The 21869-nt window shown below is 71.9% G+C and carries 22 protein-coding genes; 4 read left to right on the top strand and 18 right to left on the bottom strand.

The annotated features are described in order from the left end of the window. Window positions 1-5: 5 nt before the first annotated feature. Window positions 6-293 (top strand): hypothetical protein, encoded by a 288-nt coding sequence (locus ACIA8R_RS42915; protein WP_397043354.1) that lies wholly within the window; start codon window positions 6-8, stop codon window positions 291-293. A gap of 229 nt (window positions 294-522) precedes the next feature. On the opposite strand, the gene ACIA8R_RS42910 is transcribed toward ACIA8R_RS42915, so the two are convergent. Next, window positions 523-876, bottom strand: a complete 354-nt coding sequence (locus tag ACIA8R_RS42910; RefSeq protein WP_397043352.1) for a BlaI/MecI/CopY family transcriptional regulator — start codon at window positions 874-876, stop codon at window positions 523-525. 93 nt (window positions 877-969) lie between these two features. Further along, window positions 970-2685 carry a right-handed parallel beta-helix repeat-containing protein gene (locus ACIA8R_RS42905; protein ID WP_397043350.1) on the bottom strand — a complete coding sequence of 572 codons (1716 nt, stop codon included), beginning with the start codon at window positions 2683-2685 and terminating at the stop codon, window positions 970-972. 63 nt (window positions 2686-2748) lie between these two features. Here ACIA8R_RS42905 and ACIA8R_RS42900 point away from each other — a divergent pair, with 63 nt between their 5' ends. Next, window positions 2749-3648 carry a TetR/AcrR family transcriptional regulator gene (locus ACIA8R_RS42900; RefSeq protein ID WP_397043348.1) on the top strand — a complete coding sequence of 300 codons (900 nt, stop codon included), beginning with the start codon at window positions 2749-2751 and terminating at the stop codon, window positions 3646-3648. A gap of 111 nt (window positions 3649-3759) precedes the next feature. Then, window positions 3760-4476, top strand: a complete 717-nt coding sequence (locus ACIA8R_RS42895; RefSeq protein ID WP_364093428.1) for a PIG-L deacetylase family protein — start codon at window positions 3760-3762, stop codon at window positions 4474-4476. A gap of 47 nt (window positions 4477-4523) precedes the next feature. On the opposite strand, the gene ACIA8R_RS42890 is transcribed toward ACIA8R_RS42895, so the two are convergent. The 8 genes from ACIA8R_RS42890 to ACIA8R_RS42855 form a co-directional block, all read right to left on the bottom strand. Further along, a complete protein-coding gene (locus tag ACIA8R_RS42890) occupies window positions 4524-5198 on the bottom strand; it encodes a Crp/Fnr family transcriptional regulator (RefSeq protein WP_397043346.1) in 675 nt (224 codons plus the stop codon). Between the two features lie 122 nt (window positions 5199-5320). Beyond that, entirely contained in the window at window positions 5321-6448 is a 1128-nt protein-coding gene (locus tag ACIA8R_RS42885; RefSeq protein ID WP_397043344.1) for an alpha/beta fold hydrolase, read from the bottom strand. Window positions 6449-6535: 87 nt separating this feature from the next. Beyond that, window positions 6536-7480 carry a chlorinating enzyme gene (locus ACIA8R_RS42880; RefSeq protein WP_364093420.1) on the bottom strand — a complete coding sequence of 315 codons (945 nt, stop codon included), beginning with the start codon at window positions 7478-7480 and terminating at the stop codon, window positions 6536-6538. Between the two features lie 3 nt (window positions 7481-7483). Beyond that, window positions 7484-9220: an amino acid adenylation domain-containing protein gene (locus ACIA8R_RS42875; protein ID WP_357703615.1), complete on the bottom strand. Its 1737-nt coding sequence runs from the start codon at window positions 9218-9220 to the stop codon at window positions 7484-7486. Further along, entirely contained in the window at window positions 9217-10116 is a 900-nt protein-coding gene (locus ACIA8R_RS42870; protein WP_357703618.1) for a DUF6039 family protein, read from the bottom strand. Before ACIA8R_RS42870 ends, ACIA8R_RS42875 begins: the two co-directional genes overlap by 4 nt. A 79-nt stretch (window positions 10117-10195) precedes the next feature. Further along, window positions 10196-11569 (bottom strand): carboxyl transferase domain-containing protein, encoded by a 1374-nt coding sequence (locus ACIA8R_RS42865; RefSeq protein WP_357703620.1) that lies wholly within the window; start codon window positions 11567-11569, stop codon window positions 10196-10198. After that, the gene (locus tag ACIA8R_RS42860) at window positions 11566-12759 is read right to left on the bottom strand and encodes a cytochrome P450 (protein WP_357703623.1); all 1194 of its coding nucleotides are present in this window, start codon (window positions 12757-12759) and stop codon (window positions 11566-11568) included. Before ACIA8R_RS42860 ends, ACIA8R_RS42865 begins: the two co-directional genes overlap by 4 nt. Before the next feature lie 154 nt (window positions 12760-12913). Further along, on the bottom strand, window positions 12914-14404 hold the full coding sequence (locus tag ACIA8R_RS42855) for an MFS transporter (protein ID WP_357703626.1): 1491 nt from the start codon (window positions 14402-14404) through the stop codon (window positions 12914-12916). 137 nt (window positions 14405-14541) lie between these two features. On the opposite strand from ACIA8R_RS42855, the gene ACIA8R_RS42850 reads away from it, so the two are divergent. Then, window positions 14542-15852, top strand: coding sequence for a class I adenylate-forming enzyme family protein (locus ACIA8R_RS42850; protein ID WP_397043340.1), 1311 nt, complete (start codon window positions 14542-14544; stop codon window positions 15850-15852). On the opposite strand, the gene ACIA8R_RS42845 is transcribed toward ACIA8R_RS42850, so the two are convergent. The 8 genes from ACIA8R_RS42845 to ACIA8R_RS42810 all read right to left on the bottom strand — a co-directional run bounded on the left by ACIA8R_RS42845 (window position 15849) and on the right by ACIA8R_RS42810 (window position 21861). Further along, on the bottom strand, window positions 15849-16385 hold the full coding sequence (locus ACIA8R_RS42845) for a DUF1697 domain-containing protein (protein ID WP_364093408.1): 537 nt from the start codon (window positions 16383-16385) through the stop codon (window positions 15849-15851). The two genes, ACIA8R_RS42850 and ACIA8R_RS42845, sit on opposite strands and share 4 nt — an antisense overlap. Before the next feature lie 5 nt (window positions 16386-16390). Next, entirely contained in the window at window positions 16391-17452 is a 1062-nt protein-coding gene (locus ACIA8R_RS42840) for an NAD(P)/FAD-dependent oxidoreductase (protein WP_364093405.1), read from the bottom strand. A 106-nt stretch (window positions 17453-17558) separates the two neighbouring features. Next, window positions 17559-17957: a DUF3224 domain-containing protein gene (locus ACIA8R_RS42835; protein ID WP_357703635.1), complete on the bottom strand. Its 399-nt coding sequence runs from the start codon at window positions 17955-17957 to the stop codon at window positions 17559-17561. Window positions 17958-18023: 66 nt separating this feature from the next. Further along, window positions 18024-19274: a beta-ketoacyl synthase N-terminal-like domain-containing protein gene (locus ACIA8R_RS42830; RefSeq protein WP_364093398.1), complete on the bottom strand. Its 1251-nt coding sequence runs from the start codon at window positions 19272-19274 to the stop codon at window positions 18024-18026. Then, the gene (locus ACIA8R_RS42825; RefSeq protein WP_364093395.1) at window positions 19271-19510 is read right to left on the bottom strand and encodes a phosphopantetheine-binding protein; all 240 of its coding nucleotides are present in this window, start codon (window positions 19508-19510) and stop codon (window positions 19271-19273) included. Before ACIA8R_RS42825 ends, ACIA8R_RS42830 begins: the two co-directional genes overlap by 4 nt. Beyond that, window positions 19507-20727, bottom strand: coding sequence for a hydroxymethylglutaryl-CoA synthase (locus tag ACIA8R_RS42820; RefSeq protein WP_364093392.1), 1221 nt, complete (start codon window positions 20725-20727; stop codon window positions 19507-19509). Before ACIA8R_RS42820 ends, ACIA8R_RS42825 begins: the two co-directional genes overlap by 4 nt. After that, window positions 20724-20960, bottom strand: coding sequence for a phosphopantetheine-binding protein (locus tag ACIA8R_RS42815; RefSeq protein ID WP_397043336.1), 237 nt, complete (start codon window positions 20958-20960; stop codon window positions 20724-20726). Before ACIA8R_RS42815 ends, ACIA8R_RS42820 begins: the two co-directional genes overlap by 4 nt. Further along, window positions 20947-21861 carry an LnmK family bifunctional acyltransferase/decarboxylase gene (locus tag ACIA8R_RS42810; RefSeq protein ID WP_397043334.1) on the bottom strand — a complete coding sequence of 305 codons (915 nt, stop codon included), beginning with the start codon at window positions 21859-21861 and terminating at the stop codon, window positions 20947-20949. The genes ACIA8R_RS42815 and ACIA8R_RS42810 overlap by 14 nt, the downstream gene beginning before the upstream one ends. Window positions 21862-21869: the final 8 nt, after the last annotated feature.

Genomic DNA, 21869 nt, shown 5'->3' with positions numbered 1-21869 from the left:
GAGCCATGTCCGCCCGGATCGCCGCGATCATCGCCCACGCCGAAGTCCTGCGTGCCGACGCCCGTGCCCTCACCGCCTGCGCCGAGCGCCTGCGCGCGATCGAGGCGGGGCTGAAGGCCGGCGACGGGACGCCGCCCTGGCTGCGCGCGGCCGTGACCGCCCACCTGACGTCCTGCGTCACGGCCGCCGCCGACCTGGAAGCCTCCGCCCAGCACCTGCTCCGCTACGCCGACCGGGCAGCAGCCGCCGACCGGCGTGACCCGGGACGCCGCCCGTGGTCCCCTCACACCTGAACCTCGGCCCGCTGGTCACGACGATCCGGGGTCACGGTTCCGCGCCGCCGACGCGGGCGGCGTACCGGCGGACCTGGATCACGAAGCAGACCAGCGGCGCGATCAGCACCGCCATCGGCCCGCTGAGCTGCAGGACGGCCTGCCCGGCACGCAGTAGGCCACATGCCCGGCCACCGCCCCAGCATCACCGGCAGCAGCGCCACCCCGGCGGCGACGAACCAGGCGATCATCATTCCGGTCCGTCCTGTCCTTCCAGCGCCTCGCGCAGCGCCGCGGCCACCTCGGGCGTCACCGTGCCGACGAACCGCTGCACCGCCGCCACCACGTCGCCGGCCTCCTCCAGCGCCGCGCGCATGGCCTCGGCGACGAAGGCGTCCTTGCCCGCGGTCGCCTTGTAGAGATGGGCCCGCCCGACGCGCTCACGGGCCACCATGCCCTTGTTCGCCAGGCGCATCAGCACGGTCAGCACCGTCGTGACGGCGGGACCGGAGGGCAGACCGGCCGCGAGGTCGTGCGCGAACATGCCCTCAGGATGCCGCCACAGGGCTTCCATGATCGAACGTTCGAGGTTGCCGAGCTGCACCCTCGCCCCCTCACCTTCTACCTGGAGTAGAAGGTTACCGTGACCGCGACCGGCCCGGCCGGGACGACTGATCCCGGCTCGGGCGTCCGTTCGTCAGAGGGCGCGGCGCGGGCCCGCCTGGGCGCGGATGGCGGTGGTCGCGGCGTTCAGTTCCTGCTCGTCCTTGATGGTGCGGTTCTCCTCGTACGTGACCCCGGGCGGCGGGGCGTCGTGGCCGAGCGGGTCGGCGTCCCAGAAGTTGCCCCGGTAGACGACGTTCTCCAGCGGCGGGCCCACGTGCAGCACCGCCGTGTTGTCGGCGCGCGCGACGACGTTCTCCTCCACCCGCACCCAGGAGGCGCCGTAGTCGGTGTAGAGCCCGAAGTTGTACGGCGTGCGGGTGTCCTTGATGACGTTGCCCAGCACCAGCGCCCCGTCGTCATGGGAAGCGCCCTGCGGCCCCGACACGTAAACGCCGCCGCCGTCGGCCAGCACCTGCATGGTGTCGGCGGTCCGGTTGCGGACGATCCGGGTGCCCTCGCCGGGCCCGGCGGTGATCCCGCAGTGCGGCACGTCCCTGACCTCGTTGTGCGCGACGACGCAGCCGGACGTCCCCATCACCGCGATGCCCGGTGAACCCGGGTATTCGAGCCCGACGCCGCGTACCAGGTTGTCCTCGATCACCGTGCCCCGGCTGCCCGTCACCACGACGGCCCCCGCCGAGAGCGTGTCGAAGTCGCAGCCGCGCACGACCTGTTCCTCGCCGCCGGACACTCCCAGCCCGAACGCCCCCAGCCTGGTGAACCGGCACCCCTCGATCACCACGTCCGAGCAGTCCTCGAACGTGACGCAGGCGGGAATCGTCACGGAAGCCGTGGGATACGTCACGGACGCCCCCTCGCCCAGCTCCGCCACGCCGACGCCGCCGCCCTCGTAGAAGCCGCTGCCGTGATAGTGCACGAAGCCCTCGGGACGGCTCGGGCGCAACCAGGTCGCCTCGGCGAACGTCAGCCCGCGGAAGGTCACCCGCCGCGCGCCGGACCCGCGTACCAGGGTCTCCAGCTCCGGGGCGACCACCCGCGTACGCTCCGGGTCCTCGCCGGGAAGGGGCAGGTAGCGCAGCACGTGGTGGCCCGGCCGGGAGCGGTCGAGCACGAACGTGCCCGGCTCGCGCAGGAAGCTCGGGTCGTTCTCGATCCTGGTGGGCAGGCCGGGCCCGGCGGAGGTGGTGCCCTCCCAGGTGGAGTTGTACAGCTCGGCGGCCCATCCGAAGGCGGGCGCCGCCATGGTGATCACGGTCCGGTCGCCGTCCTGGGCGACGTCCGCGACGGGCAGGCGGCCCTCGGTCCACGGGTACACGCCGCGGTGGACGAACTCCACGTCGCGCGGGCTGGTCCAGGCCAGCGGCGCGGCGCTGTCGGTGACGTAGCCGGTGGCGGTCGCGGCCGGGGACGAACCGGGCAGTTCCTCGATCGCGGCCCGGGCGGCGCGGCGGCCGTCCACGTAGAGCTGGCGGGTCTCCAGGTCGCCGACGTCGGCCAGCCAGACGCCGTCGCTCACCTGCCAGCCGGTGATCGTCCGGCCGCCGCTCAGCACGGCGTCCTCCTGGTCGGGGGTGCCGTGGCCGTACGCCTGGTAGACGGTGCCCGAGTCGGCGTCGGTGAGCTCCAGCGGCTCGCTCAGCACGTGGACGCCACCCCTGAGGTGGACGACGGGCTCCCCGCCGGACTCCCTGGCGGCCTCGCGGGCGCGTTCAAGGGTGGCGAAGGGGCGTTCGAGGGAGCCGGGCCAGGAGTCGTCCCCGCCGGGTGCGACATGGAAGTGGAACACAGGTTTCCCCTTTGCTGTTTATGGCGTACACGGAGTAATACAACATAAACGAGGGAGGTGCCAATGGCACGAGGTGTGGCGGGGGACCCGGACCACGGGGTCGAGCTGCTGTGGCGGGACGCGGAACGGGAGCCGCGGCCCGGCCTCAGCCTGGGCCGGATCGTGCGGGCCGCGGTCGAGCTGGCCGACGCCGAGGGCCTGGAAGGGTTGTCGATGCGCAAGGTCGCCGACCGGCTGGGCTTCACGACCATGTCCCTCTACCGCCACGTCCCCGGCCGCGACCAGCTCGTGGACCTGATGCGCGACGAGGTGCTGGGCGAAGCCCTCGTCGCCGCCCCGGACGCCGGCTCAGAATCCGCCCCGGACGCCGCCCCGGACGCCGCCCCGGACGCCGACGGCGGCTGGCGGGGGCGGCTGGAGGAGGCGGCCCGGCGGGCGTGGGAACTCCGCATCCGCCACCCGTGGCTGGCCGAGGTGCGCGGCTCCCGCCACCTGCCGGGCCCGAACGCGGTCGCCCACTACGACCACATGCTCGGCGCGCTGACCGGCACCGCGCTACGGCCGTCCGAGGTGGTCGCGGTGGTCGGCCTGCTCGGCCGGTTCGTGGACGCCGAGGCGCTGCTCCTGGCCGAGACCCGGCGCGAGGAACGCCGCAGCGGCGTGTCCGAGCAGGAGTGGTGGGGCGCCCGCGACTCCCTGTACGAACGCCTCGACCGCTATCCCGCCCTCTCGCGCCTGTGGGAGACGGGCGGCTGGGACGACCCGGAGGACTCTTTCACGTTCGGCCTGCGCCGCCTCCTGGACGGCGTCGAGGTGCTGATCCGAGAGCGTGACGAAAATCGTGATGAAAAGTGTCCCGAGTGCGGCACCCCACTGGAAACCGCCCCCTCGGGCCGCCCCCGCGTCTACTGCTCGCGGGCCTGCCAACAACGCGCCTACCGCAAGCGCAGGTCCACCGGCTGACCCAGCCCGGCGGCCGTCCCCGCCGACCTGCGACCAGGCCGCCACCCGGAGGCCTGGATCTCAGTCGTCGCCGGAGGTTTAGCGATCTCCGTGCATGTCAGGGGATAGGACATGACGGACGACTTACAGCCCATGCCCGATGACTGGACCAGAGCCCTGGCCGTCGTGGCCCACCCCGACGACATGGAGTTCGGCAGCGCCGGCGCCGTGGCCGCCTGGACCGGGGCCGGCAAGCAGGTCGGCTACCTCCTGCTCACCCGCGGCGAGGCGGGCATCGACTCGATGCCGCCGGAGCAGGCGCGGAAGGTGCGGGAGGAGGAGCAGCACGCGAGCGCCGCCATCGTCGGCGTCTCGTCGGTGGAGTTCCTCGACCATCCGGACGGCGCGATCGAACGTTCCCCCCGGCTCCGGCACGATCTGGTGGCGGCACTGCGCAGGCACCGGCCCGAGCTGGTGATCACGTTCAACCACCACGACCTCACCTTCACCGGCAAGTGGAACAGCCCCGACCACCGCGTCACCGGACGGGCCGTGCTGGACGCGGTCCTCGACGCGGGCAACCGCTGGATCCTGCCCGACGCCGGCGCCGAACCGTGGGACGGCGTCAAGTACGTGGCGATCGCCGGTTCCGTCCGGCCGACGCACGCCGTGGACGTGACCGGGTACCTGGACGCGGCGCTGGCCTCGGTCGAGGCGCACGCGGCGTACCTGTCGGCGCTCGGGGTGCCGCCGGGCGGGGCGCGGGTGCCGCTGGAGGGGTTCGTGAACGCCGCCGGTCAGCGGTTCGGCGGCCGTCCGGCGGTGCCGTTCGAGCTGATCGCCTGCTGAGCGGCCCCCCGGCCCGGCTTGTCACCGCCGGGCCGGGGGCGGCCCCGTCAGCCGACCTCGTCGACGTATTCGGCCAGGCGTTCTTCGTTCACGACCAGGAACGGGTCCGAGGTCGGCAGGACGAGGCCGGCGTCCTTGAAGCGTTTGAGAAAGAATCCGACGCGCGACCGGGTGGTGCCGACCATGCCGGACAGTTCTTCCTGGGTGATGCGTTCCTCGATGGCCCGCACATTCGGGGCACGGCGCTTACCGATCTTTCTGGATAAGCGCAGAAGAACGGAGGCGAGGCGCTGCTCGCTGTCCATCGTGACCATTGTCGCGATCACTTCCTGCTGTTCTCGCAGGCGTAACGCGAGATAGTCGATGAACCCGTCCATGAGCTCGTTCTCGGCCATGGCGGCGCGGAAGCGGGCGGCCGGGATGCGGCGAACCCAGGTGGTCCGCATGGCGGTGGCGGTCTCGCTGCGGTCGGCCCCGAGCAGGGAGGACTCGCCGAAGATGTCGCCGGCGGTGAAGATCGACAGCAGACACTCCTTGCCGCAGCGGGCGTACATCTGGGTCTTGATCTGACCGCTCTCGATCACGTAGATGTTGCTGTCGCGCTGGCCGCAGTTGTAGATGTTGGCGCGTCTCGGCACCCGGATCGAGCAACCGCCGGACGTTTCCTGCGAGACGAGGGAGCGCAGTCCGGATCTAAGTCGCGCGACGTCGGATGACTTCATTTTTCCGCCCCTCGGCTTTATTTCATGTCGCCGTTGCCTCTACCCATCAATCGACTGATTAACAAGGCGTACCACAATTCTCTGACATGTCCGGAGAATTGCCTGGAGGCGGATTTCGGTCTTTATCGGGCCGTCGCGGAATCAATAAAGTCGCGCGCCATATCCATCAACTCCGGGTCACCCTTGAACAGCGAGATGTGATCGCCGTGCGCCCGGAGATGCAGGACGGCGTCCGGCAGCGCGGCCGCCACCGCCTTCGACCCCGCGGGGTGGGCGGTCTCGTCGTCATGGCTGGAGACCACCAGGACGGGCTGGTCGATCGCGCCCAGCCAGGGGCTCACGTCCGTCGTCATGATCTCGCCGTTCAGGCGGCAGTAGCGGTGCAGCAGCTCGGGCGTCGCGTACGGATAGACCACCAGGTGCGCCAGGTCGGGCGGCACCGAGGCGAGCATCGTCTGGCAGAGCACGGGATGGATGGCGGCGGCCCGGTCGGGGCCGGTCGCGGCCATCTCCATGAGCGCCACCAGGTTCTGCTGGTGGTGGGTGCGGTCGGCGCCCTTCACCGCGGCGAAGTCGCCGTGCCAGAGGCTGAGGGACTCGACGCGGCCGGGGTCGAGGTGCGCGGCGGCCAGGCCGATGACGGCTCCGCCGCACAGGCACATCACGTGAGCGCGGCGGACGCCGAAATGGTCCATGACCGCGAACAGGTCACCGGCCTGCGCCGTCACCCCCACGTCGGGGACATCCGCCGACGGGGCCTGCCCGAACAACGCGCGGGTCTCCCAGGTCAGCACGCGATGGGTGCGGGACAGGAAACGCATCCACTGCTCGCACAGGCGGGCCGGCATGCCGCAGGCGGCCACGATCACGACCGCCGGGGCCGCCGGGTCGCCGGCCGCGTAGGCGGGCAGCGGCGGGCCTCCGTCCGCCGGTGCGACCTCGTCGCGGACGCACAGCCCCTCGAAGCCGCCCCGCGCCGCCTCGTCCACGACCTCGTCGGCGACGGCCGGCGGCAGGTCCTCGCCCATGCCGTCGCGCAGCGCGAGATGGTCGCTGACCAGGCGCTCGAAGGTGTCGAGCGAGCCGTGGTCGTCCAGTGCGAACTCCGGTGCGCCCAGCCGTCGGGTCACACGGCCCAAGAGGGAGGCGAGGCCGGGCGGGCCGGCCAGGCGCACCGGATGCCGCAGGACGTCCACCAGCGGGCGCGCCTCCTGCACGGCCCGGGTCAGACGTCTCAGTTCGGCGGCCACGAGATGATCACCGCATTCCGTGGGTCGGGGAAGGCCGCGCGGTCGCCGCGCGACGGGGACAGAGACGGGGAGAGACCACCGGGGGCCTCATCGGGTGGTGAAGGGGTGGCCGGTGGTGGTCGCCGTGGCGATCCGGTTGCCCGGGTTGGTGTTCCGGCCGGTGACCAGGACGGCGCCGTACCGGTCCAGGCTGACCCGGCCGCCGTACTCCTCGATCTCGTCGGTGTCGGGGTAGACGTCGACCTTGGTCGGGACGTACCTCGCGGCGAAGCCCAGGCGCATCTCGTCGGTCAGGCCCTTGTGCGGCAGCGAGGCGTGCATGAGCGTCGACCAGAACAGGATGGCCTCGCCCGGCCGCATCACCATGGAGACGGCCTGCGACTCGTCGGGCTTCCAGTCGGGGTCGATCTGCAGGTCGCGGTAGTCGTAGCCGAAGAAGCCGCGCCGGACGCCGTCCTTGTCCTCCTGGTTGATCTTGTTGGGGTCGTAGTGCATGCGCTTGGTCTCGTCGTAGAACATCGTCTCGTGGGTGCCGGGGATGAACTGCAGGCACCCGGTGTCCTCGTTCGCCTCGGTGAAGGCGGTCCAGACGGTGATCGTGCCGCCGAACTCCTCCGCCTGCGGCCAGACGATCTGCGGCTTGCCGGAGGCGTTGGCGAAGGTGTCGGCCTGGTGCCAGTCGGTGCCCTCGTCGCCGGGGTACTTGGGGAAGAACTCGGTGCGCCAGCAGAGCACGTCCGGGCCGAGCACGCTGACCACGCGGTCCACGATCTGCGGCCGGCTGATGTGGTCGGCCAGGAAGGCCGAGTCCAGGTGGCGGTCGTAGTTGGAGATGTTGGTGTTGCCCGAGGCGGCGTCGTCGCGGTAGACGGCGTTGCTCCGGTCCATGAGCCGCATCCGCTCGCGCCGCCAGTTCTGGCGCATCTCGTCGATCTCGTAGACCTTGAACGGGCCGAAGTAGCCCTGGGTGTGGAAGGTCTTCAGCTCCTCGGGGGTCATCGAGTGCTCGCCCCGGAGTGTGGTCTCGTGCATGGTCTATCCCCTCACGGTCAGTCGTTCCTCGACGCAGGAGGCCAGGGCGGCGACCGACGCCTCCTCCTCCAGCTCGCGTCCCGTCAGCTCCAGCCCGAAGCGCTCGTTCACCTGGGCGATGATGCGGGTCATCGCCAGCGAGGTGGCGCCCAGGTCGAACAGGTCCACCTGTGGTGGCACCTCGTCGCGTTCGAGCACGTCCTCGGCGATGCGCTGCACGACCTTGGCGGCCGACGATGCCTGCGCGGACCTGGCCAGAGCGGCGCGGTCCGCCTTTCCCTGCGGCGTCATGGGGATCTCCGACACGATGTGGTAGGTGGACGGGCGGGCGTGCGCCGGCAGCCGGCTCGCGGCCCGCTCGGTGAGCTGCTCGATCAGGTCCGGCCCCGCCTCGCCGTCGGGGACGACGAAGGCCAGCAGCCGGACGTCGCCCTCTCCGTAGTCGCGGTGGGCCACCACCGCGTGGGCGACCCGCGGATGGCCCAGGAGGCACAGCTCGATCTCCCTGGGCTCCAGGCGGAACCCGCGGACCTTGATCTGGTCGTCGGACCGCCCGAGGTAGGCGTACTCGCCGCCGGGCAGCCGGGTGACGACGTCGCCCGAGTCGTAGCGGCGCCCGCCGTCCGGCAGGGCCCTGAAGCGCTCGGCGGTCAGCTCGGGCCGGTCGAGGTAGCCGCGGGCGAGCCCGGGGCCGGAGACGTGCAGGTTGCCGGTGGTGGCCGGGCGTCCGTGCTCGTCGAGCACGTCGAGGCGCAGGTCCGGGATGGGCACGCCGATCGGGCTCAGCTCCGGGTGGTCGAGGTCGGCCGCGCGGACGCGGCGGTAGGTGACGTGGACGGTGGTCTCGGTGATGCCGTACATGTTGACGAGGTGCGGGCGGTCGTCGCCGTAGCGGTCGATCCACGGGGCGAGCAGGTCGACGTCCAGCCGCTCGCCGCCGAAGACGACCCGGCGCAGCCGGTACGGCGAAGGCCGCTCCTGCCGGGCGTCGGCGGCCACCAGGTGCCGGAACGCGGAGGGCGTCTGGTTCAGCACGGTGACGCCCTCGTCCAGCAGCAGCCGCCGCAGCGACTCGGGCGACCTGGCCACCTCGGCCGGGACGATCACCAGCCGGCCGCCGTACAGCAGCGCGCCCCACAGCTCCCACACCGAGAAGTCGAAGCTGACGGAGTGGAAGAGCGTCCAGACGTCGTCGTCGGTGAAGCCGAACCACTGCTCGGTCCGCTCCAGCAGGCGCACGACGTTGCGGTGCTCGACCAGCACCCCCTTGGGCGCGCCGGTCGAGCCCGAGGTGTAGATGACGTAGGCCAGGTCCTCGTCGCCGGCCGTGGCCGCGGGACGGCCCTGCGGCGGCTCGGCGTCGGCCAGCACGACCTCGCCGGGCAGGACGCCGCCGAGCCGGGCGGCCACGCCGGACGTGGTGACCACCGTGCGCACCCCGCTGTCCTCCAGCAGGTACGCGATCCGCCCGGCCGGGTAGCCGGGGTCGATCGGCACGTACGCGCCGCCCGCCTTGAGTATCGCGAGCAGCCCGGCCACCAGGTCGATGCCGCGGTCCGCGCACAGCCCCACCAGCACGCCGGGGCCGGTGCCCGCGGCCTGGAGGAGGCAGGCCAGCCGGTCGGCCCGGTCGTCCAGGTCCGCGTAGGTGATCTCCTCGGTGCCGCAGGTCACGGCGATCCGGTCGGGGGCCTTCGCGGCGCGCTCGGCGAAGATCTCGTGCAGGCAGCGGCCGCTCATGTCGCGTACATCCCCCAGTGGTGCGGGGTGAGGCCGGTGTCGGTCATGCTGCCGGGCACGAACATCCTGGCCCAGGTGCCGCCGCCGCGCTCGGGCGCGATGCGCTGCTGGAAGTACAGGTCCCGCACCTTCTCGTCCTTCACGTGCAGCGCCAGGACCTTGTAGTAGGTGCTCAGCGACTTCATGTGGATCAGCCAGTGGATGCGGTCGGCCGCGCCGAAGGCCTCCTCGTAGACGAAGACGGTCGCCTCGCCGGGCAGGTTCTCGTTGATGGACTCGGCGGCCTCGCGGGCGAACGTGCGCCCCTCGGACCGGAAGTCGTAGTCGAGCTGGGCGGTCCGGTGCAGCAGCAGGCCGCAGTTGCCCGAGTGCACGAGCTGCTCGTAGGGCTGCGGCACCTGCTCGCGGGCGCCGGGCAGCCCGGTGATCTCGCCCTCCTGGAGGTAGACCGTGGACTGCTTCTCGCGCTCGCCGTCGACCGCGGTGCCGTACATGCCCCAGAACTGCGGCAGCAGGACGGTCTCGGTCATGCTGCCGTCCACGAAGATCTCGTCCCAGCCGCTGTCGGCGGTGTTGTCGCGGTACTCGCCGTCGGAGGTGCCCATGTGCACCATCTGCTCGTACGCGTGCAGCGAGCTGAGGTGGATCAGCCAGTGCAGCCGGTCCTTGGTCCCGAACGTCTCCTCGTACAGGAAGACGCTGGCGACGCCGACCTGCTTGGCGGTCACCATCTCCGCCATCATGCGGGCGAACTTGCGCCCCTTGGCGTGGGAGCCGTTCCTGACCTGCGCGGTCCGCTCGACGATCACGCCGGCCGTGGCCGAGTTGATCAGATCCGCCGCGGGTACCGAGGTCTGCTGCTCGGCCGGCGGGATGACGGGATTCGGGTTGGTCATCGTTCCACTCCGTCTGTCGGCTTGTTCGTCACGCTAATGAGGGGCCGCCGTGCTGCCTGCTCAATAGTGAGCAGGGGCTTCACAGCGGGATGTTGGTGTGGTCGCCGCGCAGCGGCACGGCCTTGAGCAGGGCTTCGGCGAGCCTCAGCCGGGTGCCGGCGGGCTCGATCACCTCGTCCACGACGCCGATCTCCACGGCCTTGCCGACGCCGCCGGCCTCCCGTTCGTGCTCGGCGACGAGCCGGCGGCGCAGTTCCTCGCGGCCGTCCTCGGGGCCGTCGCGCAGCTTCCTGCGGTGCAGGATGTCCACGGCGGCCTCGGCGCCCATGACGGCCACCTCGGCGGTGGGCCAGGCATAGACGGCGGAGGCGCCCAGGGCTCGGGAGTTCATGGCGACGTACGCGCCGCCGTAGGACTTGCGCAGCACCAGCGTCACCCGGGGCACGACGGCCTCGGCGAAGGCGTGCAGCAGCTTGGCGCCGCGCCGGACCACGCCGTCCCACTCCTGACGGACGCCGGGCAGGTAGCCGGGCACGTCCACGAGCACCACGAGGGGCACGCCGAGCGAGTCGCACATGCGGACGAACCGCGCGGCCTTCTCGGCCGCCGCCGCGTCGAGGCAGCCGCCCTTGCGCAGCGGATTGTTGGCGATGACGCCGACGGTCCTGCCGGTCAGCCGGCCGAGCGTGGTGACGAGGTTGGGCGCCCACTTCGGGTGCAGCTCCTCGCCGGGGCCGTCGAGCAGGCGGGCGACGATGGGGTGCACGTCGTAGGCGCGGTTGGCGCGTTCGGGGAGCAGGTCGCCGAGCCCGGGGTCGGCGCGGGCCTCCCAGGGCCGCAGCTCGCCCTGGCCGCCGAGCAGGGCGGTGATCCGGCGGGCGGAGCCGATGGCGCCCTCGTCGTCCGGGGCGGTGAGGTGGGCCAGGCCGCTGCGCCTGCTGTGCGGGACGGGGCCGCCGAGTTGCTCCATGTCGACGTCCTCGCCGGTGACCTTGCGGACGACGTCCGGGCCGGTGACGAAGACGCGGCCGCTCTCGCTCATGATCACCACGTCGGTGAGCGCCGGCCCGTAGGCCGCGCCGCCGGCGGCCGGGCCGAGCACGACGGAGATCTGCGGGACGACGCCGGAGGCCCGGACCATCGCGGCGAACACCTGCCCGACGCCGTCGAGCGCGGTGACGCCCTCGCCCAGCCGGGCGCCGCCGGAGTGCCAGAGGCCGACGACGGGCGCCCGCTCCCGGACGCCGAGGTCGATCGCCCGGACGATGCCGGCGCAGCCCTCCGCGCCCATCGCGCCGCCCATGCGGCCGGGGTCGGTGGCGTAGGCGACGGCCGGGCCGCCGCCGATGCTGCCCCGGGCGGCGAGCACGCCGCAGCCGTCGTCGCCGGGCAGCGGCCGGACGGTGCCCGGGTCGAAGAGCGCGCGGACCCGGTCCCGCGGGTCGCGGCTCATCCCCAGGTCACCGGGAGCGCGTGGACGCCGTACACGAACATGTCGGAGCGGAAGGGCACCTCCTCCAGCGGCACCGCGAGGCGCAGCCCCGGGAGCCGGGCGAACAGCGTGGACCAGGCGACCTCCAGCTGGGCGCGGGCCAGGAGCTGGCCCATGCACTGGTGGATGCCGAAGCCGAAGGACAGATGCTCCTGCCGGTCGGCGACGTCGCCGAAGCGGCCGAAGTCGAGCCGGTCCGGGTCGGCCCAGACCTCCTCGTCGCGGTTGGCCGCGGCCAGCACCACGACCACGCCCTCGCCCTTCCTGACGAGCCGGCCGCCGACCTCGACGTCGGCGGTGGCCGCGCGGCGGGCGCCGTAGTCGATGACGGTCTGGTGGCGGATGATCTCCTCGATCGCGGCGGGCAGCGCCTCTGGGCGTTCACGCAGCTCGGCCAGGCGGGCGGGGTTCTCCAGCAGCGCGACGGTGCCCACGCCGATCTGATTGGCGATGGTCTCGTAGCCGGCCACCATCAGCAGCGTCGCGATGCCGACGACCTCCTCCCGGCTGACCTTGGCCGCCTCGCGGTGGGCGCCGAGGCGGCTGAGCAGGTCGTCGGCGGGCCGCTGCTCGCGCTCGGCGACCAGCCGCTCCAGGTAGTGGCGCAGGTCCTCGCGGACCTTCATGCGCTGCTCGGGCTCCACGTTGCGGTCGCCGATGACCTTGGTCGTCTCGTGGAAGTAGTCGCGGTCCTCGTACGGCACCCCGAGCAGCTCGGTGATGACCTGGGACGGCAGCGGCAGGGCCAGCGTCTGGACCAGGTCGGCCGGCGGGCCCTGGGCGGCCATCTCGTCGACGAGCGTTTCGGTGATGCGCCGGATGGCCGGGCGCAGCGCCTCGACGCGCCTGCGGTTGAACTCCGGCAGCAGCAGGCGGCGCAGCCGCGAGTGGTCGGGCGGGTCCATCCTGATGAAGGTGCCCGGCCCCGGGGGCTGCGAGGTGAGCCGGGCCGGGAAGCCGGGGGTGGCGAAGTCGGAGCTGAAGCGGGCGTCGCCGAGCACGGCGCGGGCGTCCTCGTACCGCGTCACCAGCCAGACCTCGCTGCCGTCGAAGTCCAGCCGGACGCGCGTGATGGGCCGCCCCGCCTGAAGGTCCCGGTACTCGGACGGCGGGTCCAGCGGGCACGTCCTGGGGAGGGGGTAGGAGTCCATGCCAGCAGCCTCGCCCGCGCGCCCGCGCCCGTCTGCTCAACTGTGAGCAGGCCCGTACGAGCGGGCCCGTGCGGACGGACATGGCGGGCGGACATGGCGGGCGGACATGGCGGTGGCGGGGCCGCGCACGGCCCCGCCACCCGGTGGACCGGGGTCACGCCCTGGCGGCACGCCCCTGGTTGCGCGCGGCCTGCTGGTCCGCCTTGCCCGCCTTCGACCTGCCCATGGACATGTCGCGCAGCGGGACCTCCTTCAGGAACAGGCTGGCCACCAGGCCGATGCCCACCGCGATCGCGCAGGCGAGGAACAGGTCGCCCAGCGCGTCGGCGAGCACCGCCGGCGCGACGCCCTCGCCGCCCTGACCGGCCACGCCGAGCCGGGACGACATGATCGAGCCGAGGATCGCCAGCGAGACCGGCCCGGCGATCATCCGCCAGAACTGGATCTGGCTGGTGCCGACGCCCACCTGCTCCATCGGGATCGCGCTCTGCGTGACGGCCGTGGCCATCGGGAACGCGATGCCGATGCCGACGCCGATGAGCACCATGGCGACGATCGGCAGGCCCTGGCCGCTGTCCGGCCCGACGGCCGACAGGATCAGCAGCCCGGCGACGATGGCGGCCATGGCGAACACGCCGAGCAGCCGGTAGCGCGGCATGGCCGTCATCGCCTTGCCGGCGATCGGGGCCATGAGCATCAGGCCGAGCATCATCGGGATCAGCAGCGTGCCGGAGTGGGTCGCGCTCACGCCGAGCACGCCCTGGTAGAGCAGCGGCACGTAGAAGGCCGTGCCCATCATGGCGAACGCCGAGAAGAAGGCGATCACGGCCATGACGGACACCTGGTTGCTGCGGAACAGCGCGAACGGCACCAGCGGGTTCTTGGCCACCCGCGTCTCGACGAAGTAGAACACGACGAGCAGCACGGCGCCGCCGACCAGCAGCGCGAGCACCTCGGGCGAGGTCCAGGCGTGCCCGTCGCCGGTGAGCGTGAGCCCGACCAGGATCGGGACGAGCCCGGCCACGAGCGTGACGACACCGGCGAAGTCGATGTCGCGCCAGCTCGCGCCGCTGCGCACGAACGGCACGCCGATCAGCACGGCGGCGATCGCCAGCAGCCCGACGGGCACGTTGACGTAGAAGACCCAGCGCCAGCTCCAGTTGTCGGTGATGAGCCCGCCGAGCGGCGGCCCGATCACCATGCTGAGACCGGAGAAGCCGAAGAAGACGCCCTGCATCTGGGTGCGGCGCTCCGGGGTGTAGACGTCGGCGAGCAGCGTGAAGACGTTGGCCATCAGCACGCCGCCGAACAGCCCCGCCAGCCCTCTCGCCCCGACGAGCTGGGGCATCGTCTGGGCCGCGCCGCACAACCACGACGCCACCAGGAAGCCCGTCAGGCCGACGAGGAGCACCGGTTTGCGGCCGAACATGTCGCCGAGCTTCCCCGCGATCGGCACGACGACGGCGGCCGCGACGGCGTAGGAGACCCCCACCCACGCGTACATCGACAGCCCGTGCAGGTCGGCGGCGATCCGGGGCATCGCCGCCCCCACCACCGAGACGTCGATCGACGCCAGGGCCAGGGCCAGGAGTGCGCCGATGGTGGCGAACAGCTGGCCGCGCGTACTCGAACCGGTTTGGTTCATGTCATCGCCTCCCTTGTTCTTGGCAGCCGTCCCACTTCTTCGCGGACCCATGCCGCATCAAGCCCACACGAGATCGCCCTCCGGGTCTGCTCAACACTGAGCATCCGGGGAGCGCCGGGCTTCCTACCATCGGCCGCATGACGACGAACCCGGCAGAACTGGTCAGCGCCCGTGCGGGCGATCACGTGGCACTCGTCGTGGACGGCGAGCGCGAGCTGCGGGTGGCGGACTGGACCGCCCGGTCGGAGGAGCTGGCCGCGCGGCTGGCCCCGGTCCGGACGGCGCTGCGGCACGACGACTGGATCGAGCACGCCGTCGCCGCCGTCGCCGTGCACCTGGCCGGCGGCACCGTGCTCGGCCTGCCGCCCGCGCTGCCGGAGGACGAGACGCGGGCCCGCCTGGCCGAGTGCGGGGTGGGCCAGGTCCTGCCCGGCCCCCTGGGCGACGCGGCGGGCGCGCGGGACGACGACGTCGCCGAGATCCTCTACACCTCGGGCACGACCGGCCGTCCCAAGGCCGTGGCGGTGCCCGTCGCGAACCTCACCTACGGCCACGAGGGCCGCGGGAAGCTGTTCACCGGCGTGGACGGGGTGCTGGCGGCCGTCCCGCTGGGCACGAACGCCGGGCACAGCGCGCTGATGACGGCGATGACCGCCCCGGCGACCACGCACGTGCTGACCGACCTCGGGCCGGAGAACGTGGCCCGCATGCTGGACAAGCTGCGGGTGCCGATGGCGATCGTGCCGCCGTCCACCGCGACCCGGATGGTGGCGCACGGCTGGCACGAGCGGTACGACCTGTCCGGCCTGCGGGCGCTCATGCTGGGATCGGCGCCGGTGCCGATGGCCACGGTGGCCCGGCTCATGGAGGCGCTGCCGGGCGTGCGGATCGTCATCGGCTACGGCTCGACGGAGTCGGCCCCCGCCTTCGTGCACCGCCCGATCGAGACCGCGCCCACCGAGGCGGACGAAGGGCTGCTGGGCCTGCCGAGCGCGGGCACCGAGGTGAAGATCACCGACGCGGGCGAGATCTGCCTGCGCTCGGCCGCCCCGCGCCGCCGCTACCTGAACGACCCCGCCGCCGACGAGAGCACCTTCCGCGACGGCTGGACCCACATGGGCGACCTGGGCGAGCTGGACGGTGAGGGCCGGCTGCGCGTCTTCGACCGCGCCGCCGACGTGATCACCGCCGGCGGTCGCCGGATCTCCTCGCTGCGGGTCGAGCACGCCCTGCACTGGCATCCCGAGGTGGTCGAGGCCGCCGCGTTCGAGGGGCCGGAGGGCGTCACGGCGGCCGTCGTGCTGCGCTCCCCCGTGCCCGAGGACGAGCTGCGCGCCTTCGCCGCCGACCGGCTGGAACCGGCCGAGCGGCCGGCGCGGTACGTCGTCACCGGGTCGCTGCCGCGCGGGCCGATCGGCAAGACGCTCAAGCGCCTGCTGGCGGGTTAGCCGGCGGCCAGTTCGTGCAGCTTGGAGACGGTCTTCCAGTTGCGGGCGGTGGCGGTCACGCCGAGCTTCTTCTCCCAGAAGGAGTAGGACAGCTTGGTGTTGCGCACCCCGTCGGGGCACCAGACGTAGATCTCCCTGCCGACGTGCCGGAACACGTCCGGCTTGAAGGCGTCGGGGTCGAGGGCCTTGATCGGCTTGCCGTCGGGCCTGCTCGACAGGAACGTGACGAGGTAGAGGGCGTCGTCGGCGGCGACGTCGCCGAGCGGGTTCGCCTTGAGGATCTCGCCCAGCTCGGTGCCCGTCCTGGCCAGGACGGGCACCTGGACGCCCAGGTCGCGGGCGAGCGTGGCCCGGATCTCGGCCGCCGCCTCGTCGGGGCTCTTCCCGCTGGTGTAGACGACGTTGCCGCTCTGCAGGTGGGTTCTGACGTCCTCGAAGCCGAGGCCCTCCAGCAGCTCGCGGAGCTGGGCCATGCTCACCATGTTCCGGCCGCCGACGTTCACGCCGCGCAGCAGCGCCACCTGCCTGGACATGTCGCTCAACCCCTTCTGCCCGCCACCGCCTGGGGACGGAACTGCCTGATGCGCTCGACCAGATAGGCCGCGTCGTCCTTTACCCACCAGATGAGCGCCGAACCGTAGGAGTGCTGGCACTGCATGCCGAGGACGTACAGGCCGGGGGCGGCGGTCACGCCGCGGTCCTGCTCGATGCCGCCGCCGTCCGCCACGACGGGCGCGTGCACCCAGGAGTAGTCGTAGCGGAAGCCGGTCGCCCAGACGACGGCGTCGACGTCGGCCGAGCGGCCGTCCTCGAAGCGCATCGTACGGCCCTCGGCGTCGACCGTACGGCCCACGAGCTCGAAGCGGTGCCGCTTGGCCAGCTTCTTCAGGCTGGGCCCGACCAGGATCGTCTTCTTGTGCAGCCGGTCGCGCTCGCCCATCAGCGGCTTGGCGATCAGCCCGAACTTGTCGCCCCACCAGTGCAGCCCCTTGCCCAGGAAGCGGCGGCCGAAGTGCGGCAGCGGCGAGCCCTGCGACAGCAGGACGCGGCGCCCGGCGGCCAGCTCGGGCGCGATCTGGGCGCCGGAGTTGGCGGCGCCGACCACGACGACGGTCCCGCCCGGCACCTGGGACGGGTTGCGGTAGCGGCCGGTGTGCACCTGGAAGACCTCGGGGTCCAGCTTGCCGGCGAGGTCGGGCAGCTTCGGCACCCGGTAGGCGCCGGTCGCGATGATCACCTGCGGCGCCTCGTACGTGCCCTTCGTGGTCTCCAGCCGGTAGCCGCCCTCGATCGGCTCCAGCGACGTGACGCGGGTGCCGAGCCTGACCGGCAGGTCGAACTGCTCGCCGTACGCCTCGATGTAGTCGGCCATCTCCTCTTTGCTGGGGAAGCGGTTCTTCCCGCCGGGGAAGCGCAGGCCGGGCAGGGCACAGTACTCGGCGATCGTGAACAGCTCCAGGGAGTCCCAGCGCTGCCGCCACGCCGCGCCGAGGCGGGGTTCCTCGTCGAGGATGACGAAGGGGATGCCGGCCTGCTTCAGGTAGTAGCCCGCGACGAGCCCGCTCTGGCCGCCACCGACGACGATCACTTCAGTGTCCATGCGGCCATCGTCGCGCGCGGGCGCGAGGCGGTCTGCTCAACACTGAGCAGATCCTGACATGCGAGTACGCGGGGCCCCCGGCCCCGCGTACTCGCATGTGTCGGCCCTACTTGAGGTTGAAGTTGAGGGTGACCTCCGCCGAGCCGTCGGTCTTGGAGACGTATCCTCCCTTGCCGCTCAGGCCCTTCAGCTCGTCGGTGCCGGAGTTCGGCACGACGGACCAGTCGGCCTTGGCCACGCCGCCGTCGAAGGTGCCCGTCGCCTGCAGCACGAAGGAGCCCTTCTTGCCGCGTACGCTCCCCACGACCTTCTGCAGGCCGACGAAGCTGGCCTCGGTGTCGCTGGCGTAGGCCATCAGGTACTCGGCGTGGCCCTCGCCCTCGATGTCACCGCTCCAGGCGTTGGTGACGTGGGCCTGACTGAGCTTGGGCTGGCCTTTCTTCTCCTCGTAGGGCTTCTCGTCCCATCCGGTGATCTGGTACGAGCCCTTACCTTGGGTGGTCATGTCAGCTCCCTTTTTTGCTCTCTTTTTCGCTACCCCTGACCCTGGGCGCTATGCGTCGGCCGTCGGTCAACGCTCACGCCCGAGGACTATGCAGGTGTTGAAGCCGCCGAACCCGAAGCTGTTGGACAGCGCGTAGCGGATGTCGGCGGCGCGCAGCCTGCCGGGTGCGAGCCGGCAGTCGCGGTTGATCGGATGGCGCAGGTTGAGGTTGGGGTGGACGAAGCCGCGGCGCATCTGCACCACGGTCGCGATCGCCTCCACCACGCCGGCCGCGCACATGCAGTGGCCGACCAGCCCCTTGGTGGAGTTGACCCACGGCCGGCCGAAGCTGTCCCCCAGCGCCCTGCGCAGCGCGGCCAGCTCGGCCACGTCGCCGCTGGGCGTCGCCGTGGCGTGGGCGTTGACGTAGTCGATGTCGCGTGGCCCCACTCCGGCGTTGGCCATGGCGTTGACCATCACCTTGGCCTCGCCTTCCTCGCGCGGGTCGGGCAGGCTGTTGGCGTCCAGCTTCAGGTCGTAGCCGCACAGCTCGGCCAGCGCCGTCGCGCCGCGGGCGGCGGCCGAGCGGGCGCTCTCCAGCACGACGCACCCGGCCCCCTGACCCGGCACGAACCCCTCGTGGTCCTCGTCGAACGGCCGGCACCTGGCCTGCTGCGGCTCCTCGACGCCCGCCACCGCGCCCAGCGTGGCCAGGCCGCGCTTCTCCATCGGCGACAGGTCGGTCATGGCGCCCACCACCAGGCAGACGTCCACGGCCCCCGACTCCACCAGCCGGCTGCCGTTGATGATCCCCACGTTGCCGCTGGCCGAGGCGCCACCCACGGTGTAGCCCTCGCCCCTGATGCCGAACACCTGGCTGAGCGTGCCCACCCGGTCGGTGTCCATGAAGTGCAGGGCGAACCTGGCCGGCAGGTGGGCGGGGTTGTCCTCGTACTTGGGGTGCAGGTCGTGGGCGTAGCCGGAGCTGAGGTTGTGCCCGGCCACGACCAGGCCCATCCGCTCCGGGTCGGCCCGCGCCTCGTGCAGCCCCGCCTGCTCGTACGCCTGCATGGCGGCGACCAGGTCCATCTGCAGCGGCTGCGGCGAACGGCCGGCCGCGCGCAGGGCGCTGCGCGCGATCTCCTCGGGCAGGCGGCGGGCGGCCACCGCGTTCTGGAAGCGGAAGCCCCTGACCAGGGCGGCCAGCCGAGGGCCGCCGTCGCCGGGGTCGGGCACCGGCCCGATCCCGCACCGTCCCGCCCGCAGCGCCCTGGTGAACGACGGGACGGTCGAGGCGATCGAGCAGACGACGCCCATGCCGGTGACGACGACCCTCATGCGTGCCTCGCCAGCAGGTCCACCAGGGACCGGATGTCGTGCACCTCCTGGAACTCCGACACCGGCACGGTCAGCCCGAGGTCCTCCATGCTCATGGTGACCACGTCGGCCCGGTCGACGCTGTTGGCGCCCAGGTCGGTCAAGGTGCCCTCGGTCGTCACGTCGCCGGGCCGCAGGTCCGGCAGCACCTTCAGGACGTTCTGCTTGACGGTCTCGAAAATCTCCGTGTCGGTCATGGTGCCAGCCATTCGTAGGTTCGGTGGTAGTCCTTCGTCCCGGTGTTCACCAGGAGGTCGCGGTCGAAGCGGGCGCGGCTGAGCAGGTGCTCGTACGCGCCCACGTCGACCTGCCTGTCCCGCTCCGGCACGAGACAGGTGAGGGTGTCGGGCAGCAGCGCCGCGTACTCGTCGAAGCCGAGCTCGCAGCGGCCGTCCAGGTGTTCGCCGATCCGCATCCCGGCCAGCGTGCTCGCCGACTCCTCGTCGACCAGGCCGCTGAAGAACTCCGACGAGCAGCCCGAGCCGTAGGAGTAGAGGCCGACCCGGGCCGGGCCGTCCAGGGCGGCGTGGTCGATCAGGCTGGCCAGGGCCAGGTAGACCGAGCCGGAGCAGAGGTTGCCCACCCGTCTCGGGTAGGCGAGCGAGGGGAGCACCCGCCGCTCGAAGTCCTCCTCGATCGACGCCGTGCCGCCGCCCGACTCGCGCATCAGCTTGCGGTGCGCGGCCTTGACCATCCCGGCGAACGGGGTGTGCATGGCCAGGTGGTCGAAGGTGGTGGCGAAGTCGGCGTCCTCCACCCTGGACCGGTAGCCGGCCAGGCAGCTCGTGAGGCAGTCGAGGTAGGCGAACAGCGAGCGGTCGGAGTCGGCGATGTCGAACGTCGGCCCCGGCCGCGCCGAGTCCATCGTCTCGTAGCTGTGGTTGCCGAACGCCCCCAGATCCAGGTCCAGGACGCGCGGCCGGTCGCTGATCAGCACGGCGGCGGCCCCGGCGCCCATGGCGGGCTCGGCGTAGGCGGCCCGCTCGTCCACCAGCGCCACGTCCGTCGCGATGACCAGCGCCTTCGCGCCGGGCGACACCCCCGAGGCGACGTACGCGGCGGCGAGCTGGACGGCCGCCGTGGCCGCGTAGCACGCCTGCTTGACCTCCACGACCCGGCAGCTCCTGGGCAGGCCCAGGTACTCGTGCACGTAGGAGGCCACCGACTTGCTGTAGTCGAGCCCGGACTCGGTGGAGGTGATCAGGATCTCGATGCGGTCCTCGCCGGCGGCGATCGGCCGGGCGGCGTTGACGGCGTTCGTCACGGGGTCCTCGAAGGGCAGGCCGACCGAGCGGTTGCGCATCATCAGGTTGCCCAGGCGCTCGGCGTCGAGCCCGCGCCCCTCGAACAGCTCCGGCACCGGGATCTGGGCCAGGCCGCAGTAGACGTTGAGTGCCTCGATTCCGACGTTCACCTCACACGCTCCCACAGGAAGTCGACCAGGGCGTCGACGCTGGGCACGCCGCCGAAGGAGGACAGCGGCTCGCGGACGCCGAGCCGGTCGAGCACGGCCATGATGATCTCGACCCGGTCCACGGAGTCCGTGCCCAGGTCCTTCAGGTGCGCCCGGCCGTCGATCTCGACGCCGGGCAGGATCTCGTCGATCGCCTTGTGCACGACGCCCTCGACGTGTTCACGCGTCGCCATCGGTGTCTCCCCTCCTGAGCACGCGCAGGGTGCTGACCGCGATCACGCGGCCCCGGTCCTCCATGACGAGGTTGACGATCTCCTCGTCCTCGTCCTCGCCCTCGCCCTCGCCGTCCGGCGCCGGCCAGCACTCCAGGCGCAGCCGCAACACCGAGTCGGCGTTCGCGTTGCCCAGGTAGCAGAGCCGCTGGTCCAGGACGACGCGGCGGAGGAAGTCGGCGACGCCGAGCCCCCTGTGCCGCCAGAAGCGCAGCAGCACCCAGTCGACGATCGCGAAGTAGGAGGCGAAGTAGAGCAGGCCCACGCCGTTCAGGTCCCTGGACGGCTCCACCGGGTAGTCGGCGGTGAACGTGACCGGATCGTCCGGTTTGCGGGCCAGGAACGTGCCGGTGCTCCTGGCGTGGCCGTACACCTTCCTCGGCGAGTACGCGCCGGGCAGCGTCGGCAGGTGCTCGTGCCTGAAGTCCACCGGGGACGACTTGACCAGCCCCTCGTTGCTGCCGGGCGCGCCGCGCGAGATCCACCGGTTGAAGGTCTCGACGTAGATGCAGCCGGGGTCGTCGAAGGCGTAGAAGCGGTCCGGGTCGAGCTCGCCCGTCCGGCCGCCGCCGCGGCCGATGCGGTGCAGGGCGAGCACCGACTCGCTGCCGAAGCCGAACAGCCTGGACGTGACCGCCAGCTCGTCGCCGAACGTCAGCGCGTTGACGTGCAGGTCCCGGCTGCCCCTGACGTGGAAGTAGTAGAACGACAGGTACGTCGGGTCGCCGGCGGCGTTGCGCGCGTCGAAGGCGTTGGTGCCGCACAGCGCGCTGACCGTGTCCCAGGTCCAGTCGCCGACCTCGCCCATGAACAGCGAGCTGGGCCCGCACATGCCGGGCTTGACCACCTCTGTCCTGGTCACGGTGCTGT

This window comes from Nonomuraea sp. NPDC051191 (assembly GCF_044455665.1).
GTDB lineage: Bacteria > Actinomycetota > Actinomycetes > Streptosporangiales > Streptosporangiaceae > Nonomuraea.
This window is presented reverse-complemented; position numbering and strand designations above follow the sequence as displayed.